Genomic DNA, 21,957 nt, shown 5'->3' with positions numbered 1-21,957 from the left:
GATCCGTTAGCGCTCCGTTAACCCTCTGCCGGCCTTAATGATATTTGGAGGCGTTGCGTTGTGCTCCGGGGAAACCGAGAGGAATGCGCGAACCATGGGCATGGTACTGTCTTTCGTGCCGCGTACGGCACCAAACAATCGAGCAAAGCAAGCCGCCGAAATTCCGGCGGCGGTGATCATCTTTCCCGGCATCCGCTACGAGCGGTCTCATGCCGGCGAAGTGCGGCCGGTCGATCCTGACAAGCCGGGGTCGCCAGGGACGAAGCCGGTCCCGCATCACTAGAAGTCCTGCAGCTCGCAGGAACTCTGCTCGAAGAAGCGTGATACGATCGGCTTCCAGCTGTCATCGGGCACGAAGGCGCGGATGACGAAGATGCCTTCCTCGATCGGTGCTTCGACAAAGATCGCTCCCTGAAGGTCCTCGGGAAGGTCCTTGCGCACGTCGATCATCTGCGCCGGCGTCAGCACGACGGCATCCAGCACGCCGCCGGTCGCGGTGTGGTCGTTGAAGGAATAGATGTTGTGGCCGCTGCGGTCATAGACCGACACTGACCAGAACGGGACATGTCCTGGCGCCTTGATGCGGACCATGCCTTCGCCCAGGTCGAACCGGCACGCTGTCGCGTAAAACAGCGGGTCGACGGATTTCACCACGGGCGCGCCACCGGCCTCGGCATCGAGCCGCGTCATCCTGTAGAGATCCGACGCCATGGACAGCCGCGACCAGGCATCGCGTTCGGAAAATTCAGGCACCAGAAGCAGCACGGCGATGTGCACGATGCCGGCGCCGAGCAGGCCGAGCAGGACGGCATGCAGAAGCCTGCGCATCGCCGCATAGAAACTACGCATCGCAGCCGACCTTTACGATCCGCGGCAGCGAGACGTCGGACAGGCCGGTGCTGCTGGCGATCGGCGTGTCGTAGAAGGTCAGCACGAAATACATCCTGCCGAAGCCGTCCGTCAGCAGCCAGTTGCCCGGCATCGGGTGATGGCCGGCGGAAATGACGACCGAGTTATCGGGTTGTCGTACAACACCATAGGATTGCAGTGCCGCCAGCCGGGGTTTGCCGGTTTCGACCACGCCGAGCGACTGGTCGGCGGCATAGAGCGTCCAGAACCGCGCCGTCGGAAATCCACCCTCGATGGTGTAGGTGCATTCGCGCTTGAGCTCGGCGCCGCCCGTGTCGCGCTCGGCGACAAAGGACAGGCCTTCGGCGCGGCCGAGCGCAAGCACGCCCTCGCGTGCCACGCGGGCCTTGGAATAGGGATCGGCGGACGGCGTGCCGATATCGGGAAAGGCTGTCCATTGGCCGATCCGGATCGCGCCGACACCACCCTGGAATTTCAGCGCATACCAGACGCTGCCGCCACCGCCGACGATGGCTATGGCAAGCGAAAGCAGCGTCAGGAAGGCATTTTTGAGCATGAAGGGCCGGGGACACCGAAGAGTTGCCGCTCGGGGATATCGCGGCGCAGGGCCTTGTGGCAAGCGGGCCGATGGATTTGCCCGCCCAGACCAGTCGGAAAGACTCACCCAATCAGAAAATCACAGCGCCGACAGCGTCTCCGGCGGTTGAGGCGTACTGAGGGCGGGCGCCGACTGGAACAGCCTTGTCATGTCCCGCAGCGTCTGCGTGGTCCGGCTGGACAGCACCGGCGGCCGTTCGGCGGCTGCATCGGCCGCCGCCTGCGCGTCGCTCTTCTTCTGCGCTTCCTCGGCCTTGGCCGCGATCTCCTCGTCGACGAAGGGCTTGTCGATACCCGGAATCGGCTTGAGGTCGATGTTCTGGTGCGCGTAGACCATCAGTCGCTGCCACACCATCGCCGGTAGCGAGCCGCCCGTCATGTTCTTGGTCGGCGTGAAGTCGTCGTTGCCCATCCACACCGCCGCCGTGTAGTTCCCGGTGAAGCCGACAAACCAGGCGTCGCGGTAGGATTGCGTCGTGCCGGTCTTGCCGGCGACGACGATGTTGGGAAGTTGAGCCCGCCGCGCCGTGCCCATCACCGGCACCGCGGCCAGCATGGTGTTCATCGATTTGAGCGCCTGCTCCGACAGCACCCGGTGTGGCGGCGGCGCGTCCTTGGCGAAATCATAAACCACCTCGCCGGTGCGGGTCACCAGTTGGGTGATGCCGTGCCGGGAGCCGACGAAGCCGTTGTCGGCGAACACGCTGTAGCCCGTCGCTTGGTCCATCACCGTCATGCCCGAGGTGCCGAGCACCATGGTCTTGTGCGCTTCGAGCGGCGATTCCACGCCCATCGCCTCGGCCATGGCCTTGATCGGCGGAATACCGAGATAGTCCTTGGCCAGCCGCACCGGCACGGTGTTGATCGATTTGGCCATTGCCATGATCAGCGTGACGTTGCCCGCCGATCCACCGCTGTAATTGTGCGGCGACCAGTTGCCCCAGCTGATCGGGCCGCCGGAAATGATGGAGTTGGGGGTGAAGCCGTGTTCCATCGCCGTTGCGTAGACATAGGGTTTGAATGACGAGCCGGTCTGGCGCAGCGCCTTGGTGGCACGGTTGAACTGGCTGGCGCCATAGTCGCGGCCACCGACGATGGCGCGCACGGCGCCGTTGGTCTCGATGACGACGACCGCGCCTTCGGTGACATTATATTCCTTGCCGAACTGGCGCAGGTGGAACTCCACCGATTCTTCCGCTGCCTTCTGGATGTTGGCGTCGAAGGTGGTGTGGGCAACAAGCGAGTGCTGGCCCGGCTTGGCGATCTTCTTGACCTCGTCGAACGCCCAGTCGAGGTAATAGTCCGGGCTTTTCTGTTCACCGCGATCGACGACATCGGCTGGATGCAACCTTGCCTGCAGGACTTGGCCCTCGGTCATGAAACCGGCGTCGACAAGATTGGACAGCACCACATTGGCACGCGCACGCGCCGCCGGCAGGTTGATGTGGGGAGCATATTTGGTCGGTGCCTTGAACAGCCCGGCCAGCATCGCCGCCTCGGCGAGGTTCAGGTCCTTGACGCTCTTGCCGAAATAGAAGTCGGCGGCCGCCTCGATGCCGAACGTACCGCCGCCCATATAGGCGCGATCGAGATAGAGCTGCAGGATTTCCTTCTTCGACAGATTGGCCTCGAGCCACAGCGACAGGAAGGCTTCCTTGATCTTGCGCTCCAGCGTGCGCTCATTGGTGAGGAACAGGTTCTTGGCCAGCTGCTGGGTGATGCTCGAGCCACCCTGGACGACGGAGTTTGCCCGCATATTCTCGAAGATGGCGCGCGAAAGGCCCAGTACATCGATGCCGTAGTGATCGAAGAAGCGGCGATCCTCGGTGGCGAGCACCGCCTTGATGACGTGATCGGGCATCTCGTCGACCGGCACGGAATCGCGCTGGATGATGCCGCGCTGGCCGATCTCGTTACCATAGCGGTCAAGGAAGGTGACGGCGAAGTCGCCCTGGGCGCGCCAGTCCCCGGTTGTATCCTGGAAAGCCGGGATGGCCAGCGCCAGCATCACCACGATGCCGCCGGCGCCGAGCGTAAAACCTTCGCTCAACAGTTCGATGATGCCACGGCGCCAGCCGTTGACGCGGAAGCGCCGCGAGAAGATCGTCGCGCCTTCCCAGAACTGGCGCGCCTTGAAACCGATCTCGTAGAGCGAGGAATCGATCCACGCGTCGAGCGCCAGCAGCCTTGTGGCGATCGGACCTCTTCTCTTGCGCGGTTCAGGACTGGCCATTCGGAAATCCGGCGATTATGGCGCGATCTGAAAACCGCAAGCCGGCAATTTCAGGGCGGACACCGTCCCGACTATTCATCCATTTTGCGGACACTCACAAGGGCAGGGAGGACACAGCTGCACGGTTTGTTGGTGCAAAGGGCAGGGGGCAGGCATGAATGGCGACCGGCGCCACCTCGAAACCGCGCTCGTTAAGCTGGCCGGCTCGAGGTCGGCGCGATCAGCCTGTCAGAGACAATGTTCTTAAATGGTCATCGCGGCGAGGCTGCCGCTATGGTCGCATGCAGCAGAACCCGTGCGCCGGTGACTGCGTAGGCAGGTTCCACATATTCCGCCTCGTTGTGGCTAAGTCCGTCGCGGCACGGCACGAAGATCATCGCGGCAGGCGCCACTCGGGCGAGGAACAGCGCGTCATGGAATGCGCCCGATATCATCTGCTTGTGCGGGAGCCGCAGGGAACTGACAGCCGCCTCGACGATTTTGACCATATCGGGAGAGAATGCCGCCCCGGGCATGTCGAACGATCGTTTGATCGTTGCCGCGCAATGCTGGGCCTCTGCCTCCGCCGCGCAGACCTGGCGCAGCTCGGCATCGATGGCATCGAGCCGCTCTACCCGCGGATGCCTGATGTCGACGGTGAAGGCCACGGATTGCGGTATGGCGTTGATCGATCCCGGCTTGGCGGCGATCCGGCCCACAGTCAGCCGCGCGCTGCTGTCGGGCGGCATGATCGTCGTCTGCAGCCTGTGCATTGCAGCAACGGCGGCGACCATCGGATCCCTGCGGTAGGCAAGGCCGGTGGTACCGGCGTGACCGGCAGTGCCCTCAATGGAGACTTCCAGCCAGCGCGTGCCCTGCACGGCGGTGACGACACCGATCGGCAACCGCTCCTTTTCCAGCGACGGTCCCTGTTCGATATGCAGCTCGATATAGCCTGATATCGGCTTGCCGATCGGACGAAGGGCTGCCTCCGGCAAGGCGGCGATCGTCGCCTCGATCTCCGTTGCGAGGGACGCGCCGTCGGCGCCGACAATTGATTTCCATGCGGCGGGATCCGCACCGGTGAAGGCCATGGAACCCATCACGCCCGGCGCGAAGCGACTGCCTTCTTCATTGGCCCAGGCGACGACCTCGATCGGCATTCCGGTTTCAGTCTTCGCGTCCTCCAGCGCTTCTAGCACCTCGAAAGCGGCAAGCGTGCCGAGCGCGCCGTCGAAGCGCCCGCCGGTCGGCTGGCTGTCGAGGTGGCTGCCGATCAGCAGCGGCGGCAGCGTGGCATCCGTGCCCTCGCGGCGGACGAAGAGGTTCGCGATGCCGTCCTGAAACACCGCGAAGCCGCGCTCCATCGCCAGCTTCGCCAGCAGGCGCCGGGCGTTGCGATCCTCGACGCTGAACGCCTGCCGGTTGACGCCGCCTGCCGGTGTCGCGCCGATCCGGGCGAAAGCATCGAGCCGTCCGAGCAGTCGCTCGCCATCGATTTCGGGCACCAAAGTCACCGCTTGAGGTCGCGGATGAAGGCCTTCACCCGCTGCGGGTCGACCTGGTTCCACCAGACGCCGTCATATTTCAGCGAGCTGGCGACAATGACGCCGTCGACGATGTCGAGGATGTCGTTGGCATTGTCGGGCGTCACCCCGCTGCCGACAAGCGTCGGCAGTCCAGCGGCCTCCTTGATCATCCTGATATAGTCGAGGTCGGCGGCGTGGCCGGTGCGCTGGCCGGTCGCGATCACCGCATCGGCATCGAAGAAGACCAGGTCCTTGACTTGTTCCTCGACCGGCCGGTCCCCAACGATCGCATGGGCGCCATGTTTGACATGGGCATCGGCAAAGATCCGGATGCCGTTGGCCCGAAGCCTGGCACGGAAGCGCATGGCGCGTGCTGCCTCTCCCTCGATAAGGCCCTCATTGGCGACATAGGCGTTGGCCCATTGATTGACGCGGACGAAGGAAGCACCGGAGGCGCTGGCGATCGACAGTGCCGGGATGGAGGCATTGGCAAGCACGTTGATGCCGATCGGCCGACCGAGTTCTCGGCGGATGCGGTCGGAGACGACGGACATATAGGCGGAGGTTTCAGGCCCGATATCATCTGGCTTGGCGAACGGCACGTCGCCATGGTTCTCGACGATCACGCCGTCGCAGCCGCCGTTGAGATAGGCTTTGGCGTCGTCAATGCCACGCTGATAGATGACCTCGACCGCCTCGCCATCGTAGCGCGGCGCGCCCGGCAGCGGTGCCAGATGAACGACGCCGATCACCACCTTGCTTTTGCCGAAGATCGACTGCAGCGCGTCATTGGCGACCTGTTTGGAGCCGATGGATTTGGGGGATTTTGTCATGCGGTTTCCGCTTCCGTCGTTTCCATGAGTATTTTCATCTCCCGCCTGTCGGGGCAGGAGCCGAGCGTGCCGGCGCGGCCGACGGAAATAGCCGCGGCGCGCACCGCGATACGCGCTGCCATGGCGAGGTCGATACCGGCCGCAAGGCAGCCGGCGAGGCATCCGCAAAAGACATCGCCCGCGCCGCTGGTGTCTACCACAGTCACCTTGGGCGCCGCGATCCGGTCGATCCGTCCTTCGCCATCGGCCACCAGGCAGCCCTGCGCGCCAAGCGTCACGATGGCGGCTCCGGCGCCTTGCCGGATCAACTCGCGGGCTGCCGCGGCAGGTTCGGCGGCTCCGGTGAGAAGCGCCGCCTCGCCTGCATTGGCGATAGCGAGGCTGACGTCGCTCAAAATCGGTGCGTAGCCAGCCGTGAGCGGGCTCGGATTGAAGATCGTAACGGCTCCCGCGTCGCGCGCCGCGCTTAGGCAGGCCGTCGTTGTCTCGGGAGAAAGATTACCCTGCATCACCACGATGTCACCGTGCTCGATCGACGGCGCGAAGCCACTGTCCGCCAGCGGATTGAAGGCGGCGGCGCAACTGGCACCGGTGACGATGAGGTTTTCGCCTCGCGCATCGACCATGATCGTTGACCGGTCGCTCTGCAGCGGCAGCATCGTCAGATGACTGGCATCGAGATCGCGGCTCAGATGTTCCCTTATCCAGGTTCCGGCGGCATCGTTGCCGATCGCGGTGTGGAGGCGGACATCGGCTCCGGTGCGGGCGGCGGCCACCGCCTGGTTCGCACCCTTGCCGCCAAGCCCGTCGGCATGTTCCGATGCGTTCAGCGTCTCGCCCGCTGCCGGAAACCGGTCCAGCCGAAACGTCGTATCGACGCAGACATTGCCGACGACATGGACGCGCATCGCTAATCCCTGGCCGTTGCCCAGCCCAGCATCTGTTCGAACAGTGTCTTGTAGCCATTCCAGGCGATGAAGCCTGGCGGCAGCCAATGCGGGCCGACATCCGAGGTCCAGGCGACGGTGCGGCCCTGGCCATATTTGCCGGTCACCAGCAGCGGCAGCGAACGGTAATCGGAAGACACGGTGGCGAGAACTTCCGCACCGTCCTTGACCACGACCTCGTTGAAGCCGAGCAGGATCGGCCAATCCTTGCCGAGGCCCTTGAGGATCGGATGGCTCTGCGGGCCGACAACGACCGGCGCATAGCCTTCCGGAACCTCGACGCGGTCGTCCACCGGCAGGCAGGAGACGGGCAGAACCTCCTCGACCGGTGTCTTGTGATAGCGCGCGCCGCCATTGATGCCCTGGAAGCTGTAGTAGCCGCCGAACATCAGCAGGCCGCCGCCGTTGCCGACATAGTCGCGCAGCAAGCGCAGCCGGTTCGGCGTTGGTTTGGAATGAATCCAGGTGTCGGGGTGAAGCAGCAGCGTGTTGGCGCCGAGATCGGAAAGCACGACAGCGTCATAGGCTGAAAGCGCTTCCATGGTCTGCGGGAAATTCCGCTGTGCCTCGTGCGCCGGCATGAAGGTGACGTCGAACTGACTGTCCTTCAGCGCGGCCAGCAGTTCGTCGGCTCCGGTGTGATAGGTCACGGTCGGAAACTGGTCGAAGCCCTTGATGTGGGTCGCGGTCGAGACCCAGGACTCGCCTGCGAGAAGAACCTTCTTCCTGGACATGTATACTCCCTTACTGCTTGGAGCCGCGACTCAGAGGCCCTCGGCGAACACGGTCGTTGGATTGTCGACGAGCATGCGGTCGATCGCCGACTGCTCGACCCCATGGCGTCTCAGCCGCGGCACGAAATGCTTGAGGATGAAGCCGTAGCCGAAGCCGCCGAAGCGCGTCAGCATGATCTTCAGAAAGACGTCCTGCGAAAGCAGGATCCGGTCGACCAGCCCCATCTCGATCAGCGAGCGGATCGCCTGGGCATTCTGCTCGTCGGACGGCGATTGCGCATCCTGGTCGGCGTAATAGAAATCCATGCCGATCATGTCGTATTCCAGGAAGGCGCCGCGCGCGGCAAGGCTTCTCTGGTAGGCAAGATCGTTGTGGCTCGGGTTCATGTGGCAAAGCACCGTGTGCCTGAGATCGGCGCCTTCCGCCTCGACCACGTCGAGCACGTCATGCGCCAGCCGTTCCCAGCCGGGCAGATGGATGGTCAGCGGCACGCCGGTGATTTTCGCGGCGCGGGCCGAAGCCCGCAGCGACTTGCGCTCCTCGTCGGTGAAATCCTTGCTGACGCCGACCTCGCCGATGATGCCGGCCATGATTTCGGGCTGCGTCGCCCCGCCGCCGACATCATTGACCAGGAATTCAGTGACGTCGTCGACGTCCATAGCCTTCAACCAGTCGGGATGGGTGTGCTGCAGGTAGAAGCCTGTGCCCATGACGATCCGCAGTCCGGAGGCGCGGGCAATGCGCGCCAGCTTCTCCGGATCGCGGCCGATGCCGATATTGGTCGCATCGACCACGGTATGGCCGCCGAGCTCCCGGTACTTCGCCAGTTCCGAAAGCGCCAGGTCGCTGTCGTCGAGCGAGACGTTGTCGCGGTTCATGTAGGGGTTCATCCGCAGTTCGCCGATGATCTCCATGCTGACCGGCTGTTCGGCGATCTTCTTCTCATCGGGATGACAGGGGCATTTCCACGATGTCGCGCCATCGAGCAGGATATGCTCGTGCATCAGCGTCACGCCCATGTCGGCGATCGCGACCGGGCCGGCAACGGTCATCACGGTGCCGGAGCGAACACCTATCGGCATCCTTTGCCTTGGCGTGTTGTCGAACAGATGATCCATGTCAGCGGCTCCGCGTTGCGCCCTTGAACAGGCGGAAATTCAGCCAGATGGCAACGAGGATGATTGTGCCGGTAACGATCGGCGTCAGGAAGGGCGACATGTGCGCGAGGATCAGGCCGTTGCCGATGACCGCGACGGTCAACGCGCCGAGCACGGTGCCGATGATCGTGCCGCGCCCGCCGAACAGGCTGGTGCCGCCAAGCACCACGGCGGCGATGACATCGAGCTCGAAACCCTGGCCGGAATTCGACGAGCCGGAACCGAGCCGGGCGGCAAGAACAATGCCAGCCACTGCCGCCGCCATGCCCGACAGGACATAGACAAAGAGCGTCATGAAGCGTGTATCGACGCCGGCGCGGCGCACGGCCTCAGTGTTGGCCCCGATGCCGGTCACATAGCGGCCGAACGGCGTCTGGTTAAAGGCGAGATAGGCGACGATCAGGACGACAAGGGCGAGCAGTGCGGGTACCGGCACACCGAGAAACCAGGCCCTGCCGATGTTGACGAAGAAGCTGGTAGGCTCGACCGGGATCGAATAGCCGCCGGTGATCAGCAGCGCCACGCCGCGGATGACGGAGAGACCGGCAAGCGTAACGATGAAGGCCGGTATCCGTTCATAGGCGATGAAGAAGCCCTGCAGGGCTCCGATCACCGCGCCGAGCGCCAGCATGGCGAGGACGACGAGCGGCCACGGCAGCCCGGCTTGGAGCAAGACGGCCGATAGCGTCGCCGTCAGCGCCAGCACGGAACCGACCGAGAGATCGATGCCGCCGGTGGTGATGACGAAGGTCATCGCAGCCGCAACGATCAGCAGCGGCGCCGACTGGCGCACGATGTTGAGCAGATTGGGTGTCGTCAGGAAGGAACCGGTGACCAGAGAGAAGACCACGCAAACGACGATGAAGAACAGCGCGATGGAGACGGCGCTGCCATTGGCTATCGCCACATCCTTCCATGTGCTGTTGTGGGCGCGTTTAGGCGGCGAGGCGCCCAATCCGGCGGAGGTGACGTTCATGGCTGGACCCCCTCGTCGCGGCTGGCGCGCGCCGAACGCGCGGTGAATTTCCGGCCGACGATCAGGTTGACGACCTCCTCGATACTGGTGTCGCCGATGTTGCGCTCGGCGACATTGCGGCCCTCATACATGACCTGGATGCGGTCGCAGACCAGGAACAGATCCTGCAACCGGTGGGTGATGAGGATGACGCTGACACCACGGGCGCTGACTGCGCGGATGAGCTCCAGGACCGCCTCGACTTCCGCCACCGCAAGGGCGGCCGTCGGCTCGTCCATGATCAGCACTGACGGATCGAAGGAGGCGGCGCGGCCGATGGCAATCGACTGGCGCTGCCCCCCGGAGAGGTTTTCGACCTTGAGCCTGGTGTCGGCAATGACGATGCCGAGCCGGTCGAGCATCTCACGCGTCTGGTCATGCATGCGTCTGTTGTCGAGAAAGGGGACGCCGAGCACGTGGCGTCGCGGCTCGCGACCGAGGAAGAGATTGCCCGCCACATCCACCGTGTCGCAGAGCGAAAGGTCCTGGTAGACCATCTCCACCCGTGCGGCACGGGCATCGGCCGGTGAGGAAAACGAAACGGCTTTGCCGTCGATCTCGATGGTGCCGGAATCCGGAATGACGGCACCGGACAGAACCTTGCTCAGGGTGGATTTGCCGGCACCATTGTCGCCGACCAGACCGAGCACCTCCCCGGGCTTCAGGTTCAACGAAACATCGTCCAGCGTCTGGATAGGGCCGTACCGTTTGGAAATACCGGTCATCCTGACGCGGTAGGTCTCGCCATCGCTCATCATGGTTCCAATTCTCTGGGCGCGACATGTTCACTCGGTCGCCGGGCCGCGCAGGCGACCATCAGGTCATTGCGCAGCCCGGCGGCCTGGGGAGGATACTACTTGAACATGTCCTTGAACTGGCCGACATTTTCCTTGGTCACGATGGTGATCGGAACATTGATGATCGGATCGATCTTCTCGCCCTTCTTGAGCTTGCCGAAGGCTTCGATAGCGGCCTTGCCTTCACCAGCCGGATCCTGCTGGACGACGGCGATCACCCAACCCTCTTCGAGACCTTGCACAGCCGACTTGGTCAGGTCCCAGCCGAACACCTTGACGTCGCCGGTGCGACCCTGGCTGGTCACGGCGGAAACCGCGCCGAGCAGAGCCGGCTCCCCGGTCGCATAAAGCGTCGTCATGTCGGCATTGGCGGTCATCAGGTTTTCGGAGGCGGACAGGGCTACGTCCTGGACGTTTTGACCATCGACCGTGTCGAGGAAGGTGACCTTCTGGCCGCTGTCGATGACGGCCTTCTTGAAGCCGTCGAGGCGCTGGTTCTGGATGAACGAATTGAGCGCGCCGACGACGCCGATCTTGGCGGTGCCGTTCAATTTGGTCTTGACGTATTCGGCGTAGAACTTGCCGATATCCTCGCCGGCCTTGGTGTTGTCGACGCCGACGAAGGCGACGTTGTCGCCATTCGGGATCTGCGCGTCGATCGCAATGACCGGAATGCCCGCTGCCTTGGCGGCGGTGATCGCCGGCTTCACACCGTTAACATCGATGGCGACGAGAATGATGCCGTCGACCTTCTGGGTGATGTAGTTCTCGATCGCGTCGTTCTGCGCGCTCGGCACATTGTTGGCGTTGAAGATGACGAGGTCGACGCCGGCAGCCTTTGCAGCGGCGGTGGCACCGTCATTGATCTGGTTGAAGAACAGCGCCTGCTGGTTGATGGTGACGAGTGCATAGGTCTCGGCCATGGCGGAGGCGGAGCCAAGCGCGAGAGTCATGGCGATGGCTGCGGCGCAGCCTGAAAGGATCTTGGTAAGACGCATTCCGGTTCCCCTTGGTTTTGCGGAAAGGCCCTTGATCGGGCTCACCTGGCGCCTGAGCGCACAAACATAATTCAAGATACTTGATTTCTTGTCAAGTGACTTGAATTGGCGTCGACGAAGGGAATCCAGGGGCTCGCAAGATCAAAACGTTGCCGGCGTGTTCACCCAGAAAATGCTGGCGCGTTCGTCGCCGACATTGCGGTACCAGTGCGGCAGTTCGGAGTTGAACACGAAGGAATCGCCCACGGACAGGCGAAACGTCTTTTCACCGACCATCAGTTCAATGGCGCCTTCCAGGAGATAGCCGACTTCCTCGCCGGCATGCCGGATCGGGCCAGCGCTTTCGCCGCCTGCCTCGATATGATGGATGTTGCACTGCAGGAGATGGCCTGGCGAATAGGGAATGACGCGCTCCAGCGAAATGCCTTCGCCGCGCCGAAGCGGATCGAGCGCGATCAACGGCCGCGCTCCCGCCCGAAAGACGATGCCTTCCTCGCCATCGGACTCCTCGAACATCCAGCCGATGTTGGTGCCGAGCACCTCGACAAGCCGGTGAAGCATGGGAAGCGAGGGCGAGACCTTGCCGTTCTCGACCTTGGACAGCAGGCTTTCAGAGCAGTTGGCGGCGGCGGCCAGCGCCTTCAAGGTCAGGCCACGCGTCTGCCGGGAGAGCTTCAACCTTGTGCCGAGCCGCAAGATGCTGGTGGCGGTCGAGCGCTCGTCGCCACCCTTGCTGTTGTGGGTATCGATCTTGTTCATTGGGGGACGTGAACATCTCCGCTGGTTGGGCTGACTCGTAAAACCGATCCCGGGCGTTGTCCATCCTCATGAAAATCGGACAACGCGCTGGATCGGAACCACGGACCCGTCCAGGGCAGGCGCCGCGCCCGCCGTTTCGATACCGGCGAGAGTCGCAGTCCCTTACGCCGGCTCGCGCTTCAGCGCCTGCGCCATGCAGTGGATGCCGCCGCCGGTCTTGGAAATCTCGCTCATGTCGACGGCCGCGACTTCGAAACCGCGGGCCTTGAGCTGGCCGATCAGCGTCTGGCTGGAGGTTGGTGCGATCACCCGGTCCTTGCCCAGCGACATGAAGTTGCAGCCGAGCGCCATCGTGTCCTGGAACGGCACGTCGATGATCTCGTGGCCCTTGCCCTTCAACCAGTCGACAATGCCGGGTTCGGTGCAGGCGAGGCAGACCGCGGTGAGTTTTTCGGCGATCGGCACCACCATCAGGTCGATATGGACATAGTACTCGTCGATGAAGGCGATGCGGGTTTCCCAGCCTTCCTTGTCGAACCAGGCCTGGACCTGGCGCGCACCTTCTTCCTGCGTGCGCGCGCCGCCGCAGCCGATCAGCACCACGCCATCCTCGATGACGTTGAAGTCGCCGCCCTCGAACGTACCTGCCGTGACCATGTCGTAGATCGGGATGCCGAGCTTTTCGTAGGTGCGGATGGCGGCGTAGTTCTCGCCGCGCCGCCACCAGTTGGCCATCGCGGTGATGACAGCGCCGTAGGGCGTCATGACGCTGGAATCACGGGAATAGACCTGCATCGGCAGCTCAGGCGTCGGCTCGTGCCAGTGGATGTTGACGCCGAAATGCTCGTAAGCGGCGACCAGGTCCTTGTGCTGTGCCTGCGCGATCTGGACGTTGCAGGGCGCCTCGCGCAGATGCTTTCGCGACAGCGAACTGGTCGACAGATGGCGCAGGAAATTGGGTGAGCCGAGCAGGACGTCGGTCAGGATGTCGGTCTCGTTGGCGAAGCCCCAGACGGTCAGCGGCTTGGTGCCGCCGGCCGGGTTGCGGCGCTGCAGCGAAAACGGCTCGGCGACAATGCGGTCATGAACGGTCATGGGATGCTCCTCGTGAGGTGGCTTGGGGTGTTTGATTGCTCGGTATCCACCAGTCGCGCCCGCGCGGGGTGGTGACATATTCGGGCCAGCGAAATCCAATCGGCGGATCGTAGTCGCAGAGCGGCGCGATCCAGGTCGAACCGCCGACGCCGCCGCCGGTGCGGGTGACGAACTCGTCCATCGCCGCATCGCGGGCGCCTTTGTCCTCCAGCAGGCGAAGGGCTGCCAGCGCAACCGTCTTCGCCGCGCAGATGACCATCGGGTCGATCGTCGCCGAAATGCCGCCCAGCGCATTCATCACCCAGGCCGGATAGACGTGGCCATTTGCGGAGCGTAGCGCCGGACGGGCGACGTAGAAACGCGCCGTCGGCGCATGCCAGCCCATGTCGGTGTAGTCGTCGGAGGTCGAATTGAGCTGCGACGGCGGCAGGTCGCGGCGCAGCAGCGCTTCGGCGTCCTGTGGCGCAATCAGTTGCTCCATCTCGGCAATGAACGGTTCGTCGGTCGCCACCCCGCCGGCATTGACCTGGATTTCGCGGGCGATTGCCTTCGCCGTCTCGTCCCAGCGCGGCGGCCCGACGCTTGACAATGCGTCATAGGCGATTTCGGCCATGGCGTGGTTGGCCAGCCCCGGCCGTGACTTCGACACCCAGTGCCGCTCGGTGCGGCAACCGCTCATCGCTGCCGCAGCCTGCGCGTTGCGGTCGAGCATGGCGGTGACCTGCTCGGCCATGGCAAGCGTCGGCACGCGGATCATGTACTGAATCTCGGCGAGCCCCGCCGGTAGATTGTCGGCGGTCGCCTGGCCGGCGGTCAGGATCGCCTCGCTGATCGACCAGCCGCCCTGATGCGGCAGCATGGAATCGCGCAGCGCCTTGGAGGCCATGTACATCATGGCAAGCGCGTCATTGGCCCCGGGCGCGCGCACCGCCGAATGCGACTGCGGAATCGGTGCGCCATCGCCTGCGCGAATCCAATTTTCGGGTTCGTCGCACACAAAGCGGTAGATCATCGCATAGGCCGCGCCGCAATGCGTGTCCCAGCGTGCCGTGTTGCAGAGCGGCAGCATGTAGAAGGGATGGAAGGAGATCATGCCGGCAAGCCCGTCATAGTAGCCCTTGGCGGCATGGATCGGCTTTGATCCGCGCACCTTTTCGGCCGGCTCGCCGGTGAATCGCAGCGTGCCCGGGATGCCGTGCCGCTGCATCGCCGCCTTGGTCGCCAGCAGCCCGCCAAGGCTTGAGATGCCGAGCCCGGAATGCGGATCGGTGTGGCCGCCGGCCTGGTCGCCAAGGCCCGGGCGAGGGCGCTTGACGGTCGCCGCATCCTGGCAATTGCCGGGCACGGCGTCATATTCGGCATACAGGCCGATGGTCGGCCCGGCGCCGTTCGTCCAATGCGCACAGAAGGCAGTCGGCATGCCGCCGGACCCTTCCTCGACGGAAAAGCCCTCGCGCTTCAGTCGCTCGACATACCAGGCGGCGGATTGATACTCGCGCCACGCGGTCTCGCCGAAATCGAAGATGGTGCGTGTCCACGCGGACAGCAACGGCAGGATGCCGTCGAGACAGGCAAGGGCGGTTGTTTGCGCCGAGGTGGCCACCGGGTTCTCCATGGCATGAGAAGAAAGCAGTGAAACGGTTCGCTAAAAAGTGATATGTTTTCCCGGCTCATGCAAATTCGGTTCACCTGAGGCTCCTTGCGCATACCATCGACACAAGCGCTGCGCGCGCTCGACAGCTTCGCCCGCCACGGCAGCGTCTGGCGCGCCGCCGACGAGTTGCACCTGACCCGCAGCGCCGTCAGCCACCAGCTTCGCCTGCTGGAGCGCGACCTCGGCTTCGACCTGCTCGAACGCATCGGCAAGGGCGTGGCGCTGACGCCGCGCGGCCAGCGCTACGCCGGCGATGTGCGCAAGGCGCTGACCGTGCTGGGCGACGCGGTGACGCGCCATGCCGGCACCGGCGTTGGCGGCTCGTTCAGCGTCAGCTGCACGCCGGGCTTCGCCTCGTTGTTCCTGTGCACCCATATCGGCGAGTTCCGGCAGATGTACCCCGATGTCGCGCTGCGTATCCTGACGCCGCGGCGGCTGGATGATGTCAGCAATGCCGAGGCCGATGCCTTCATCGCCTTTGGTGTCGGCAATTGGCCGAACCGGGCGGTCGAGCTTCTGTGCGAGATTTCCTTCACGCCGTTGTGCAGCCCGACGCTGCTCAACAAGGTCGGTGGATTCTCGAAGCCAGCCGATGTCTTGCGCGCCAATCTCCTCCATCTCGGCGATACCGAGGACTGGGCACGCTGGCTGGCCCTGTCCAAGGTGGAAAACCCCGACACAGAGGGCGGCATCTTCTTTTCCGACATGAACCTGGTCTTTTCGGCGGCGATTGCCGGCCAGGGCATCGCCATGGGCGACGAGCTGACCAGTCGCCGGGCGCTGAGCGAAGGCCGGCTGGTACGCCCCTTCGACATCGCGATCAAATCGCCACGCTCCTATTTCCTGGTGTCCGAGCATGCCAAGACGGCGCACCCCGTGCTCGACGCCTTCGCGGGATGGCTGAGGTCGAAACTTTCGGAGAACCCGGTCAGGCCGTATTGAGGGCATGGCGGGCCAGCCCGCCATAGATGAATCAAATTTGCCGATCACGCGAAAACTATTCGGTTGCGGTGAGCCGGCACCCTGCCTACGATTTCGACAAGCGTTAGGGAAAGGGCAGTATGCAGCAACCCGGCCGTGCCGCAGAGATCAAGGCAATCGGGATCGGCAAGAGCTTCGGCTCGTTCCGAGCGCTGGACAATCTGTCGCTCGATATCGGCCGTGGCGAGTTCCTGACCCTGCTCGGGCCGTCCGGTTCGGGCAAGACCACTTTCCTGATGATCCTTGCCGGCTTCGTGCAGCCGACCGAGGGTCGGCTGTTCAGCGATGGCGTCGACATCACCGACCGGCCGGCCGAGCAACGCGCCGCCGGCATGGTGTTCCAGGGTTATGCGCTGTTCCCGCATATGAGCGTCGAAGCCAACATCGCCTTCCCTCTCAAGGTGCGCAAGAAATCGGCGGCCGACATCAAGCGCCGGGTCGGTGAGATGATCGAACGCGTCGGCCTCAAGGGCCACGAGAAAAAACTGCCGGCGCAGCTTTCCGGCGGTCAGCAGCAGCGCGTGGCGCTGGCGCGCGCTCTGGTGTTCGAGCCGGGCGTTCTGTTGCTCGATGAGCCGTTTTCCGCGCTTGACAAGGGCTTGCGCGGCCAGATGCAGGCCGAGATGAAGCGGCTGCACCAGGAGACTGGCACCACCTTCGTCTTCGTCACTCATGACCAGAGCGAGGCGCTGGCGCTGTCGTCGCGCGTTGCCATCTTCAACCATGGCAAACTGCTGCAGGTCGGAGCGCCGGACGAGGTGTACGACCGGCCGGACAACCGCTTCGTCGCCGAGTTCCTCGGCGAGATCAACATGCTGCCGCTGAAGGGCGTGCGTCCGTCCGACTATGGCTCGACCGGCCTCTGCGAAGACCGCGCGGTCAGCATGCGCTGCAAGGCCGAGGCGGTGCGCGGCGATGCAATCCTGGCGATCCGGCCCGAATACATGTCGATATCGGGTGAGGCGGCAGCCGGCGAGAACGGCATCGCCGCGACAGCCACCAACTCGACCTATCTCGGCGCTGCGACGCGGCTCGACCTGACGACGCGGCAAGGCGCCAAGGTCACGGTCTCGGTGCCCAACGAGGTCGCGGCCGCCGCACTCAGCAAGGGCAACTCAGTCTGGCTCACCTGGCCGGCGGAAAAGGGTTTCCTCCTCCCGCATGGAGGACAATGACGAACGGTGTGGCGAGATATCGGCACCACTGCTTTCCGGTATTATCAACGACAAAAAAGGGGAACTGACATGACACATGACACCAAAAAACAAGCCATTGAGGGCCTGTCCGCCAGGGCAGGTCGCGGCGAGATCTCGCGCCGGCAGTTCACGCAGCTGGCGGCACTCGTGCTGGCCGGCACGCCAATGCTGCTGCGCTCGACCGGTGCCTTTGCGCAGGCCAAGGAACTGGTGCTGGTCAACTGGGGCGGCGACGCCATCACCGCCTATGACGCGGCCTACGGCCAGGCCTTCACCAAGGACACCGGCATCACCGTCAAGATGGACGGTTCGGGTCCGACCGAAGGCGCCATCGCCGCGCAGTTCAAGAGCGGCGCGCCGACCTGGGACCTCGTCGACGTCGACCCGTTCTCGGCCATCACGCTCGGTGCCCAGGGCGCGCTCGAGCCGATCGACTATGCAATCGTCGACAAGAAGAAGATGCGGCCGGGCTTTGGCTGGGAATACGCCGCCTCGACCTACTTCTTCTCCTATGTCATCGCCTATGATTCCGAGAAATACGGCAAGGACGCGCCGACCGGCATGGCCGATTTCTTCGACGTGAAGAAATTCCCCGGCAAGCGCTCGCTCTACAAATGGGGCGTGTCGAGCTGGGAAGCGGCGCTGCTCGCCGACGGCGTCGCGCCGGCGTCGCTCTATCCGCTCGATCTCAAGCGCGCGCATGACAAGATCGCCGCCTTCAAGGAAAACGTCGTCGCTTATTGGGGTGGCGGCGCCGAGAGCCAGAGCGTGCTGCTCAATGGCGAGGCCTCGATGGCGATCGTCTGGTCGACGCGTGCTTCGCTGATCGAGCAGGACTCGGGCGGCAAAATCAAGTTCATCTGGGATCAGGGGCTGATCTCGCCCGGCGCACTCGCTGTGCTCAAGAACAACCCCGGCGGCAAGGACGCTGCGATGAAGTTCATCGCCAGCGCCCAGGACCCGCAAAAGCAGTTGGTCATGTTCGACAAGCTCGGCCAGGGTCCCGCCAATCCGGCAGCCGACGCGCTGATCCCCGCCGACAAGAAGCGCATCAATCCGGTCGACCCCGAGAACATGAAGAAGCAGATCGCGCTCGACATGGACTGGTACGCCAAGAACTACGGGCCGGCGCTCGACGAATACACCAAGATCATCTCGGCCTGACCAGGGCCGGGGTAATCGGGTCGACATGCGATCCTATCTCTCCGACAGGATGGGCGCGGCGCTGTTGATGGCGCCGCTGCTCCTGTTTCTCGTCCTGGCCTATGCCTGGCCGTTCCTCGGTGTCGTCAAATGGAGTTTTACCCTGCCGAGCCCTGGGCTCGGCCAGTATGAGGCGCTGCTCACAGACGATCTGGTGCAGTCGGTGTTCATCCGCACGCTGCGCATCGCGGCAATTGTCACCGTGGTTTCGGTGGCCGCTGCCTACGCCATAACCGTCGTCTGGGTGCGCGGCACCCCGGCACAGCGCCTGATCGCAGAGTTCTGTATTCTCGTGCCCTTCTGGATTTCTGTGCTGACCCGTGCCTTCGGCTGGGTGGCGCTGTTGTCCAATCGCGGCCTGATCAACACCTGGCTGCAGGCGATCGGCTTCATTTCCGAACCGCTGGCGCTGGTGCGCAACGAATTCGGCGTCATCGTCGGCATGACGCATTTCCTTATTCCCTTCGCCGTCTTCCCGCTGGCATCGGCCATGCGCAGCCTCGACGACCGCGTGCTTTTGGCCGCGCGCGGGCTCGGCTCCAGCCGCATGCGCACCTTCTGGACGGTGTTCGTACCGATGACACGCTCCGGCATTATCGGCGCGGCGATGATCGTGTTCGTCTTCTCGCTCGGCTTCTTCGTCACGCCGGCGATCCTCGGTGGCGGCCGCAGCGTCATGATTGCCGAGCTGATCTATCTCAGGATCTTCCAGAGCCCGGACTGGGGCCTGGGCGCGGCGATCAGCGTTGTACTGGTGCTGTTCGTCGGCGCGCTGATGGCGCTTTTGTTCCGCTATGTCAGACCGAATCAGTTGATCTGATGCCGACCTATCGCCCCGGTCCCGTCTCGCTGATCATCGCCGCCTTCGTGGCGCTGTTCCTGCTGATGCCGCTGCTTGCCGTCATCCCGGTGTCGCTGACGCCGAGCCGCATGCTGGCGATGCCGTCGGGCGAACTGTCTCTGCGCCACTACCGGGCGCTGATCGAGGACCCACGCTGGCTCCAATCGATCCTGCTCAGCATCCGCATCGGTATCGTCAGCAGCGCTTTTTCAACCGTGCTGGCGCTGTGCTTCAGTCTCGGTGTCTGGATGTTCCAGCCGCGCTTCACCGCGGCACTCGTCGGCTTCGTGCTGCTGCCGATGGTGGTGCCGCCGGTGGTCTCGGCGATCACGCTTTACTTCCTTTTGACCTCGATCTCGGGTTTCAGTTCATTTTTCGGTTACGACACCTGGCTTGGCGTTGCCATGGCCCATTCGATGATGACTGTCCCTTTCGCCACCGTGCTGATGCTGGTCTCGCTCAGCCAGCTCGACCGGCGCATCGACCTCGCCGCGCGCGGCCTCGGCGCAACTGTCTGGGAGCGCGCCACCCGCATCATCATACCCAACATCAAGTTCGGCATCGTCACCGCAGCGCTTTTGTCCTTCGTGCTGTCCTGGGAAGAAATCGGCGTTACCCTGTTCATCACCTCGGTGAACGCCATCACGCTGCCCAGGCTGATGTGGATGGGCCTGCGCGATAACATCGACCCGGCGATCGCGGCCCTGTCGGTGATCCTGATCATCATCACGGTGCTGGTGTTGGCGGTGCGCAGTTTCGTGGCCAGGCAGCGCGGCGGCCAACCGTAACGGGTCCATTCATACGGAAATCTGCGACAGTCCCGACCGCCATGTGAAGGACGTCACGGAAGGTCTGCGTCCGGCACACTATCCAGCGCCATGGAAAACCTGCCGCTGGTGACGTTTGCCTTCATATCGATGCTCGGGATGGCGGTTCCGGGGCCGGATGTCGTGCTCGCCATCACTAACGGATCACGCTACGGGGTCAGGCACGCCTTCTTTGGCATGGCCGGCGTCGTGCTCTCGGACGTCGTCCTAATCTGCACGGTGGCGCTTGGCTTGGGAGCGCTTCTGGTGGCTTCGGAATTCTACCTTTCAGCTGTCAGGATGGTCGGCGCCTTCTATCTGCTTTTCATCGCTGTCGGCGCGCTACGCAGCTCCACCGGATCCCGCCATGCGTTCGATCCAAGCTTTCCCGACAAGGCTCGCTCGACCAAGGCACTCATGGTTCGCTGTTTCGTGGTGGCGGTTACAAACCCGGAGGCATGGCTGTTCTTTCCCGCCGTCCTGCCGTCCTTTGTCGACAGCAACGAGCCGGTCGCGACGCAATACGCGATCCTGGCAACCATCATCGCAGGGGCGGATGTTTTCGTCCTGACGCTTTATGCCACGCTTGGATCACGGGCAGCGAGGCTTCTGGCCGGCCCGAACGCAGTGTGGATCGCCCGGCTCTACGGCATCGCGCTGCTCGGTCTTTCAAGCGTTCTGATCCTGCAATCCCTTGGGCATCTCTGAAGCAGGTTGCGGTGAGGCAGCACCGAGCGCACTAGACAAAACGCACCGAGACGCGACCAAACCTGCCTAGATCGCCGGTGACTTCGTCACCTGCCTCGACACTTATCGGCGTCACGCAGGTGCCGGTAATCACCACCTGTCCCGGCTGCAGTGCTATGCCCAGCCCCGACAGTTCATTGACGATCCAGGTAAGTGCAATACGAGGGTCGCCCAACACGGCTGCTCCCGATCCGTTGTGCTGCGACTTTCCGGAAACGAAAGCGACCACCGGGTGCTTTGCGAGATCCACGTCGCGCCAATCGTCTTCCACAGCCTCGCCGATCACAAACAGATTGGCACAGGCGTTGTCCGCTATGAGCTGTGGCGCCCCGACGGCGCAGAAATCCTCATACCGTGAGTCCGGAATTTCGATCGCCGGGTGCAAGGTCGCCACGGCATCCATCACCTCGGCGATTTCATAGGGTGCCGGACGAGGCGCCAACTGGCGGCCGAAACGGAAAGCGAATTCGATCTCGGCCACGCGCATCTTGCTGGTCGCCAGCGAAACGGTCCCGCCAACCTCGACCGCTTTTTCGGCAAGGAGACGCCCTGCCATAGGGCCGTCGACGTTGATATGCCTTTGTCCGGCCAGACTGGTTGCGGCAATCTTCCAGCCGAAAAGCGGAGCCACCGAGCGATCCAGCACATGCGACTGGATGGCGTAACCTTCGCTCCGCGTTTGTGGCCGCAACTCCTGGGGTATGGCGTCGAGACGGGTGCCGTTGTCCCAATGGCCTACCAACAACCGAGACGCAGCCCTGGCCTTTTCTGGATCAAGCATCGTCAGCCCCGAAAATCAAAGAAGGCGCCCGCTGCCCACCGCTTCGTGGATCAAAAGCCGGCAAGAAACATTCCGTCATGTGGACCCGCCCCATATGCGGCAAGGTTAGGCGACCAGGATCCGAGTGTCCACATTCGTGCCGCGCTTGCCAAACATAGCTGGCTGCCCTCTGTCAGATCGCAGTGCCGTCATCATCACGGTGCT

General features: G+C 63.5%; 22 protein-coding genes. 7 read left to right on the top strand and 15 right to left on the bottom strand.

Annotated elements, in window-relative coordinates; all coding sequences use genetic code 11:
- Nucleotides 1–94 precede the first annotated feature (94 nt).
- The gene (locus ASD12_RS00645; RefSeq protein WP_082525175.1) at nucleotides 95–283 is read left to right on the top strand and encodes a hypothetical protein; all 189 of its coding nucleotides are present in this window, start codon (nucleotides 95–97) and stop codon (nucleotides 281–283) included.
- Here the strand turns inward: ASD12_RS00645 and ASD12_RS00640 are convergent.
- The 14 genes from ASD12_RS00640 to ASD12_RS00575 form a co-directional block, all read right to left on the bottom strand.
- Nucleotides 280–849 (bottom strand): DUF1254 domain-containing protein, encoded by a 570-nt coding sequence (locus ASD12_RS00640; protein WP_056580667.1) that lies wholly within the window; start codon nucleotides 847–849, stop codon nucleotides 280–282. The two genes, ASD12_RS00645 and ASD12_RS00640, sit on opposite strands and share 4 nt — an antisense overlap.
- On the bottom strand, nucleotides 842–1,426 hold the full coding sequence (locus ASD12_RS00635) for a DUF1214 domain-containing protein (RefSeq protein ID WP_056580664.1): 585 nt from the start codon (nucleotides 1,424–1,426) through the stop codon (nucleotides 842–844). The genes ASD12_RS00640 and ASD12_RS00635 overlap by 8 nt, the downstream gene beginning before the upstream one ends.
- Before the next feature lie 120 nt (nucleotides 1,427–1,546).
- Nucleotides 1,547–3,700, bottom strand: coding sequence for a penicillin-binding protein 1A (locus ASD12_RS00630; RefSeq protein ID WP_056580661.1), 2,154 nt, complete (start codon nucleotides 3,698–3,700; stop codon nucleotides 1,547–1,549).
- A 251-nt stretch (nucleotides 3,701–3,951) separates the two neighbouring features.
- The gene (locus ASD12_RS00625; RefSeq protein WP_082525174.1) at nucleotides 3,952–5,196 is read right to left on the bottom strand and encodes a Zn-dependent hydrolase; all 1,245 of its coding nucleotides are present in this window, start codon (nucleotides 5,194–5,196) and stop codon (nucleotides 3,952–3,954) included.
- Nucleotides 5,193–6,041, bottom strand: coding sequence for a BtpA/SgcQ family protein (locus ASD12_RS00620; RefSeq protein ID WP_056580657.1), 849 nt, complete (start codon nucleotides 6,039–6,041; stop codon nucleotides 5,193–5,195). The genes ASD12_RS00625 and ASD12_RS00620 overlap by 4 nt, the downstream gene beginning before the upstream one ends.
- Nucleotides 6,038–6,949, bottom strand: coding sequence for a ribokinase (locus ASD12_RS00615; protein WP_056580653.1), 912 nt, complete (start codon nucleotides 6,947–6,949; stop codon nucleotides 6,038–6,040). The genes ASD12_RS00620 and ASD12_RS00615 overlap by 4 nt, the downstream gene beginning before the upstream one ends.
- Before the next feature lie 2 nt (nucleotides 6,950–6,951).
- Complete coding sequence (locus ASD12_RS00610) at nucleotides 6,952–7,722, bottom strand: glutamine amidotransferase (protein WP_056580650.1); 771 nt, start codon at nucleotides 7,720–7,722, stop codon at nucleotides 6,952–6,954.
- A gap of 30 nt (nucleotides 7,723–7,752) precedes the next feature.
- Nucleotides 7,753–8,841, bottom strand: a complete 1,089-nt coding sequence (locus tag ASD12_RS00605; protein ID WP_056580647.1) for a phosphotriesterase — start codon at nucleotides 8,839–8,841, stop codon at nucleotides 7,753–7,755.
- 1 nt (nucleotide 8,842) lies between these two features.
- Nucleotides 8,843–9,856, bottom strand: a complete 1,014-nt coding sequence (locus tag ASD12_RS00600; protein WP_056580644.1) for an ABC transporter permease — start codon at nucleotides 9,854–9,856, stop codon at nucleotides 8,843–8,845.
- Nucleotides 9,853–10,650 carry an ATP-binding cassette domain-containing protein gene (locus tag ASD12_RS00595; protein WP_056581893.1) on the bottom strand — a complete coding sequence of 266 codons (798 nt, stop codon included), beginning with the start codon at nucleotides 10,648–10,650 and terminating at the stop codon, nucleotides 9,853–9,855. The genes ASD12_RS00600 and ASD12_RS00595 overlap by 4 nt, the downstream gene beginning before the upstream one ends.
- 98 nt (nucleotides 10,651–10,748) lie before the next feature.
- Entirely contained in the window at nucleotides 10,749–11,690 is a 942-nt protein-coding gene (locus tag ASD12_RS00590; protein ID WP_056580642.1) for a substrate-binding domain-containing protein, read from the bottom strand.
- A gap of 141 nt (nucleotides 11,691–11,831) precedes the next feature.
- Complete coding sequence (locus ASD12_RS00585) at nucleotides 11,832–12,449, bottom strand: cupin domain-containing protein (protein WP_056580640.1); 618 nt, start codon at nucleotides 12,447–12,449, stop codon at nucleotides 11,832–11,834.
- A 162-nt stretch (nucleotides 12,450–12,611) separates the two neighbouring features.
- On the bottom strand, nucleotides 12,612–13,544 hold the full coding sequence (locus ASD12_RS00580) for a dimethylarginine dimethylaminohydrolase family protein (protein ID WP_056580637.1): 933 nt from the start codon (nucleotides 13,542–13,544) through the stop codon (nucleotides 12,612–12,614).
- On the bottom strand, nucleotides 13,531–15,159 hold the full coding sequence (locus tag ASD12_RS00575; RefSeq protein ID WP_056580635.1) for a hypothetical protein: 1,629 nt from the start codon (nucleotides 15,157–15,159) through the stop codon (nucleotides 13,531–13,533). Before ASD12_RS00575 ends, ASD12_RS00580 begins: the two co-directional genes overlap by 14 nt.
- A gap of 84 nt (nucleotides 15,160–15,243) precedes the next feature.
- Here ASD12_RS00575 and ASD12_RS00570 point away from each other — a divergent pair, with 84 nt between their 5' ends.
- The 6 genes from ASD12_RS00570 to ASD12_RS00545 all read left to right on the top strand — a co-directional run bounded on the left by ASD12_RS00570 (nucleotide 15,244) and on the right by ASD12_RS00545 (nucleotide 20,933).
- The gene (locus ASD12_RS00570) at nucleotides 15,244–16,140 is read left to right on the top strand and encodes a LysR substrate-binding domain-containing protein (RefSeq protein ID WP_056580632.1); all 897 of its coding nucleotides are present in this window, start codon (nucleotides 15,244–15,246) and stop codon (nucleotides 16,138–16,140) included.
- Nucleotides 16,141–16,259: 119 nt separating this feature from the next.
- On the top strand, nucleotides 16,260–17,354 hold the full coding sequence (locus ASD12_RS00565; protein WP_056580629.1) for an ABC transporter ATP-binding protein: 1,095 nt from the start codon (nucleotides 16,260–16,262) through the stop codon (nucleotides 17,352–17,354).
- 69 nt (nucleotides 17,355–17,423) lie between these two features.
- A complete protein-coding gene (locus ASD12_RS00560; RefSeq protein WP_056580626.1) occupies nucleotides 17,424–18,539 on the top strand; it encodes an ABC transporter substrate-binding protein in 1,116 nt (371 codons plus the stop codon).
- A gap of 25 nt (nucleotides 18,540–18,564) precedes the next feature.
- Complete coding sequence (locus ASD12_RS00555; RefSeq protein ID WP_056580623.1) at nucleotides 18,565–19,398, top strand: ABC transporter permease; 834 nt, start codon at nucleotides 18,565–18,567, stop codon at nucleotides 19,396–19,398.
- A complete protein-coding gene (locus tag ASD12_RS00550) occupies nucleotides 19,398–20,207 on the top strand; it encodes an ABC transporter permease (RefSeq protein WP_056580620.1) in 810 nt (269 codons plus the stop codon). The genes ASD12_RS00555 and ASD12_RS00550 overlap by 1 nt, the downstream gene beginning before the upstream one ends.
- A gap of 90 nt (nucleotides 20,208–20,297) precedes the next feature.
- Entirely contained in the window at nucleotides 20,298–20,933 is a 636-nt protein-coding gene (locus ASD12_RS00545) for a LysE family translocator (protein ID WP_056580617.1), read from the top strand.
- A 31-nt stretch (nucleotides 20,934–20,964) separates the two neighbouring features.
- Here the strand turns inward: ASD12_RS00545 and ASD12_RS00540 are convergent, their stop codons facing one another.
- On the bottom strand, nucleotides 20,965–21,753 hold the full coding sequence (locus ASD12_RS00540) for a fumarylacetoacetate hydrolase family protein (RefSeq protein ID WP_056580614.1): 789 nt from the start codon (nucleotides 21,751–21,753) through the stop codon (nucleotides 20,965–20,967).
- Between the last annotated feature and the right edge of the window lie 204 nt (nucleotides 21,754–21,957).

The organism is Mesorhizobium sp. Root102, assembly GCF_001425625.1.
Classification (GTDB): Bacteria; Pseudomonadota; Alphaproteobacteria; order Rhizobiales; family Rhizobiaceae; genus Mesorhizobium.
This window is presented reverse-complemented; position numbering and strand designations above follow the sequence as displayed.

Bases quoted from the DNA above. Each gene is read 5' to 3' on its own strand.
- ASD12_RS00645 (WP_082525175.1), top strand. From the start codon at position 95: ATGGGCATGGTACTGTCTTTCGTGCCGCGTACGGCACCAAACAATCGA.
- ASD12_RS00640 (WP_056580667.1), bottom strand. From the start codon at position 849: ATGCGTAGTTTCTATGCGGCGATGCGCAGGCTTCTGCATGCCGTCCTG.
- ASD12_RS00635 (WP_056580664.1), bottom strand. From the start codon at position 1,426: ATGCTCAAAAATGCCTTCCTGACGCTGCTTTCGCTTGCCATAGCCATC.
- ASD12_RS00630 (WP_056580661.1), bottom strand. From the start codon at position 3,700: ATGGCCAGTCCTGAACCGCGCAAGAGAAGAGGTCCGATCGCCACAAGG.
- ASD12_RS00620 (WP_056580657.1), bottom strand. From the start codon at position 6,041: ATGACAAAATCCCCCAAATCCATCGGCTCCAAACAGGTCGCCAATGAC.
- ASD12_RS00615 (WP_056580653.1), bottom strand. From the start codon at position 6,949: ATGCGCGTCCATGTCGTCGGCAATGTCTGCGTCGATACGACGTTTCGG.
- ASD12_RS00610 (WP_056580650.1), bottom strand. From the start codon at position 7,722: ATGTCCAGGAAGAAGGTTCTTCTCGCAGGCGAGTCCTGGGTCTCGACC.
- ASD12_RS00605 (WP_056580647.1), bottom strand. From the start codon at position 8,841: ATGGATCATCTGTTCGACAACACGCCAAGGCAAAGGATGCCGATAGGT.
- ASD12_RS00600 (WP_056580644.1), bottom strand. From the start codon at position 9,856: ATGAACGTCACCTCCGCCGGATTGGGCGCCTCGCCGCCTAAACGCGCC.
- ASD12_RS00595 (WP_056581893.1), bottom strand. From the start codon at position 10,650: ATGAGCGATGGCGAGACCTACCGCGTCAGGATGACCGGTATTTCCAAA.
- ASD12_RS00590 (WP_056580642.1), bottom strand. From the start codon at position 11,690: ATGCGTCTTACCAAGATCCTTTCAGGCTGCGCCGCAGCCATCGCCATG.
- ASD12_RS00585 (WP_056580640.1), bottom strand. From the start codon at position 12,449: ATGAACAAGATCGATACCCACAACAGCAAGGGTGGCGACGAGCGCTCG.
- ASD12_RS00580 (WP_056580637.1), bottom strand. From the start codon at position 13,544: ATGACCGTTCATGACCGCATTGTCGCCGAGCCGTTTTCGCTGCAGCGC.
- ASD12_RS00575 (WP_056580635.1), bottom strand. From the start codon at position 15,159: ATGGAGAACCCGGTGGCCACCTCGGCGCAAACAACCGCCCTTGCCTGT.
- ASD12_RS00565 (WP_056580629.1), top strand. From the start codon at position 16,260: ATGCAGCAACCCGGCCGTGCCGCAGAGATCAAGGCAATCGGGATCGGC.
- ASD12_RS00560 (WP_056580626.1), top strand. From the start codon at position 17,424: ATGACACATGACACCAAAAAACAAGCCATTGAGGGCCTGTCCGCCAGG.
- ASD12_RS00555 (WP_056580623.1), top strand. From the start codon at position 18,565: ATGCGATCCTATCTCTCCGACAGGATGGGCGCGGCGCTGTTGATGGCG.
- ASD12_RS00550 (WP_056580620.1), top strand. From the start codon at position 19,398: ATGCCGACCTATCGCCCCGGTCCCGTCTCGCTGATCATCGCCGCCTTC.
- ASD12_RS00545 (WP_056580617.1), top strand. From the start codon at position 20,298: ATGGAAAACCTGCCGCTGGTGACGTTTGCCTTCATATCGATGCTCGGG.
- ASD12_RS00540 (WP_056580614.1), bottom strand. From the start codon at position 21,753: ATGCTTGATCCAGAAAAGGCCAGGGCTGCGTCTCGGTTGTTGGTAGGC.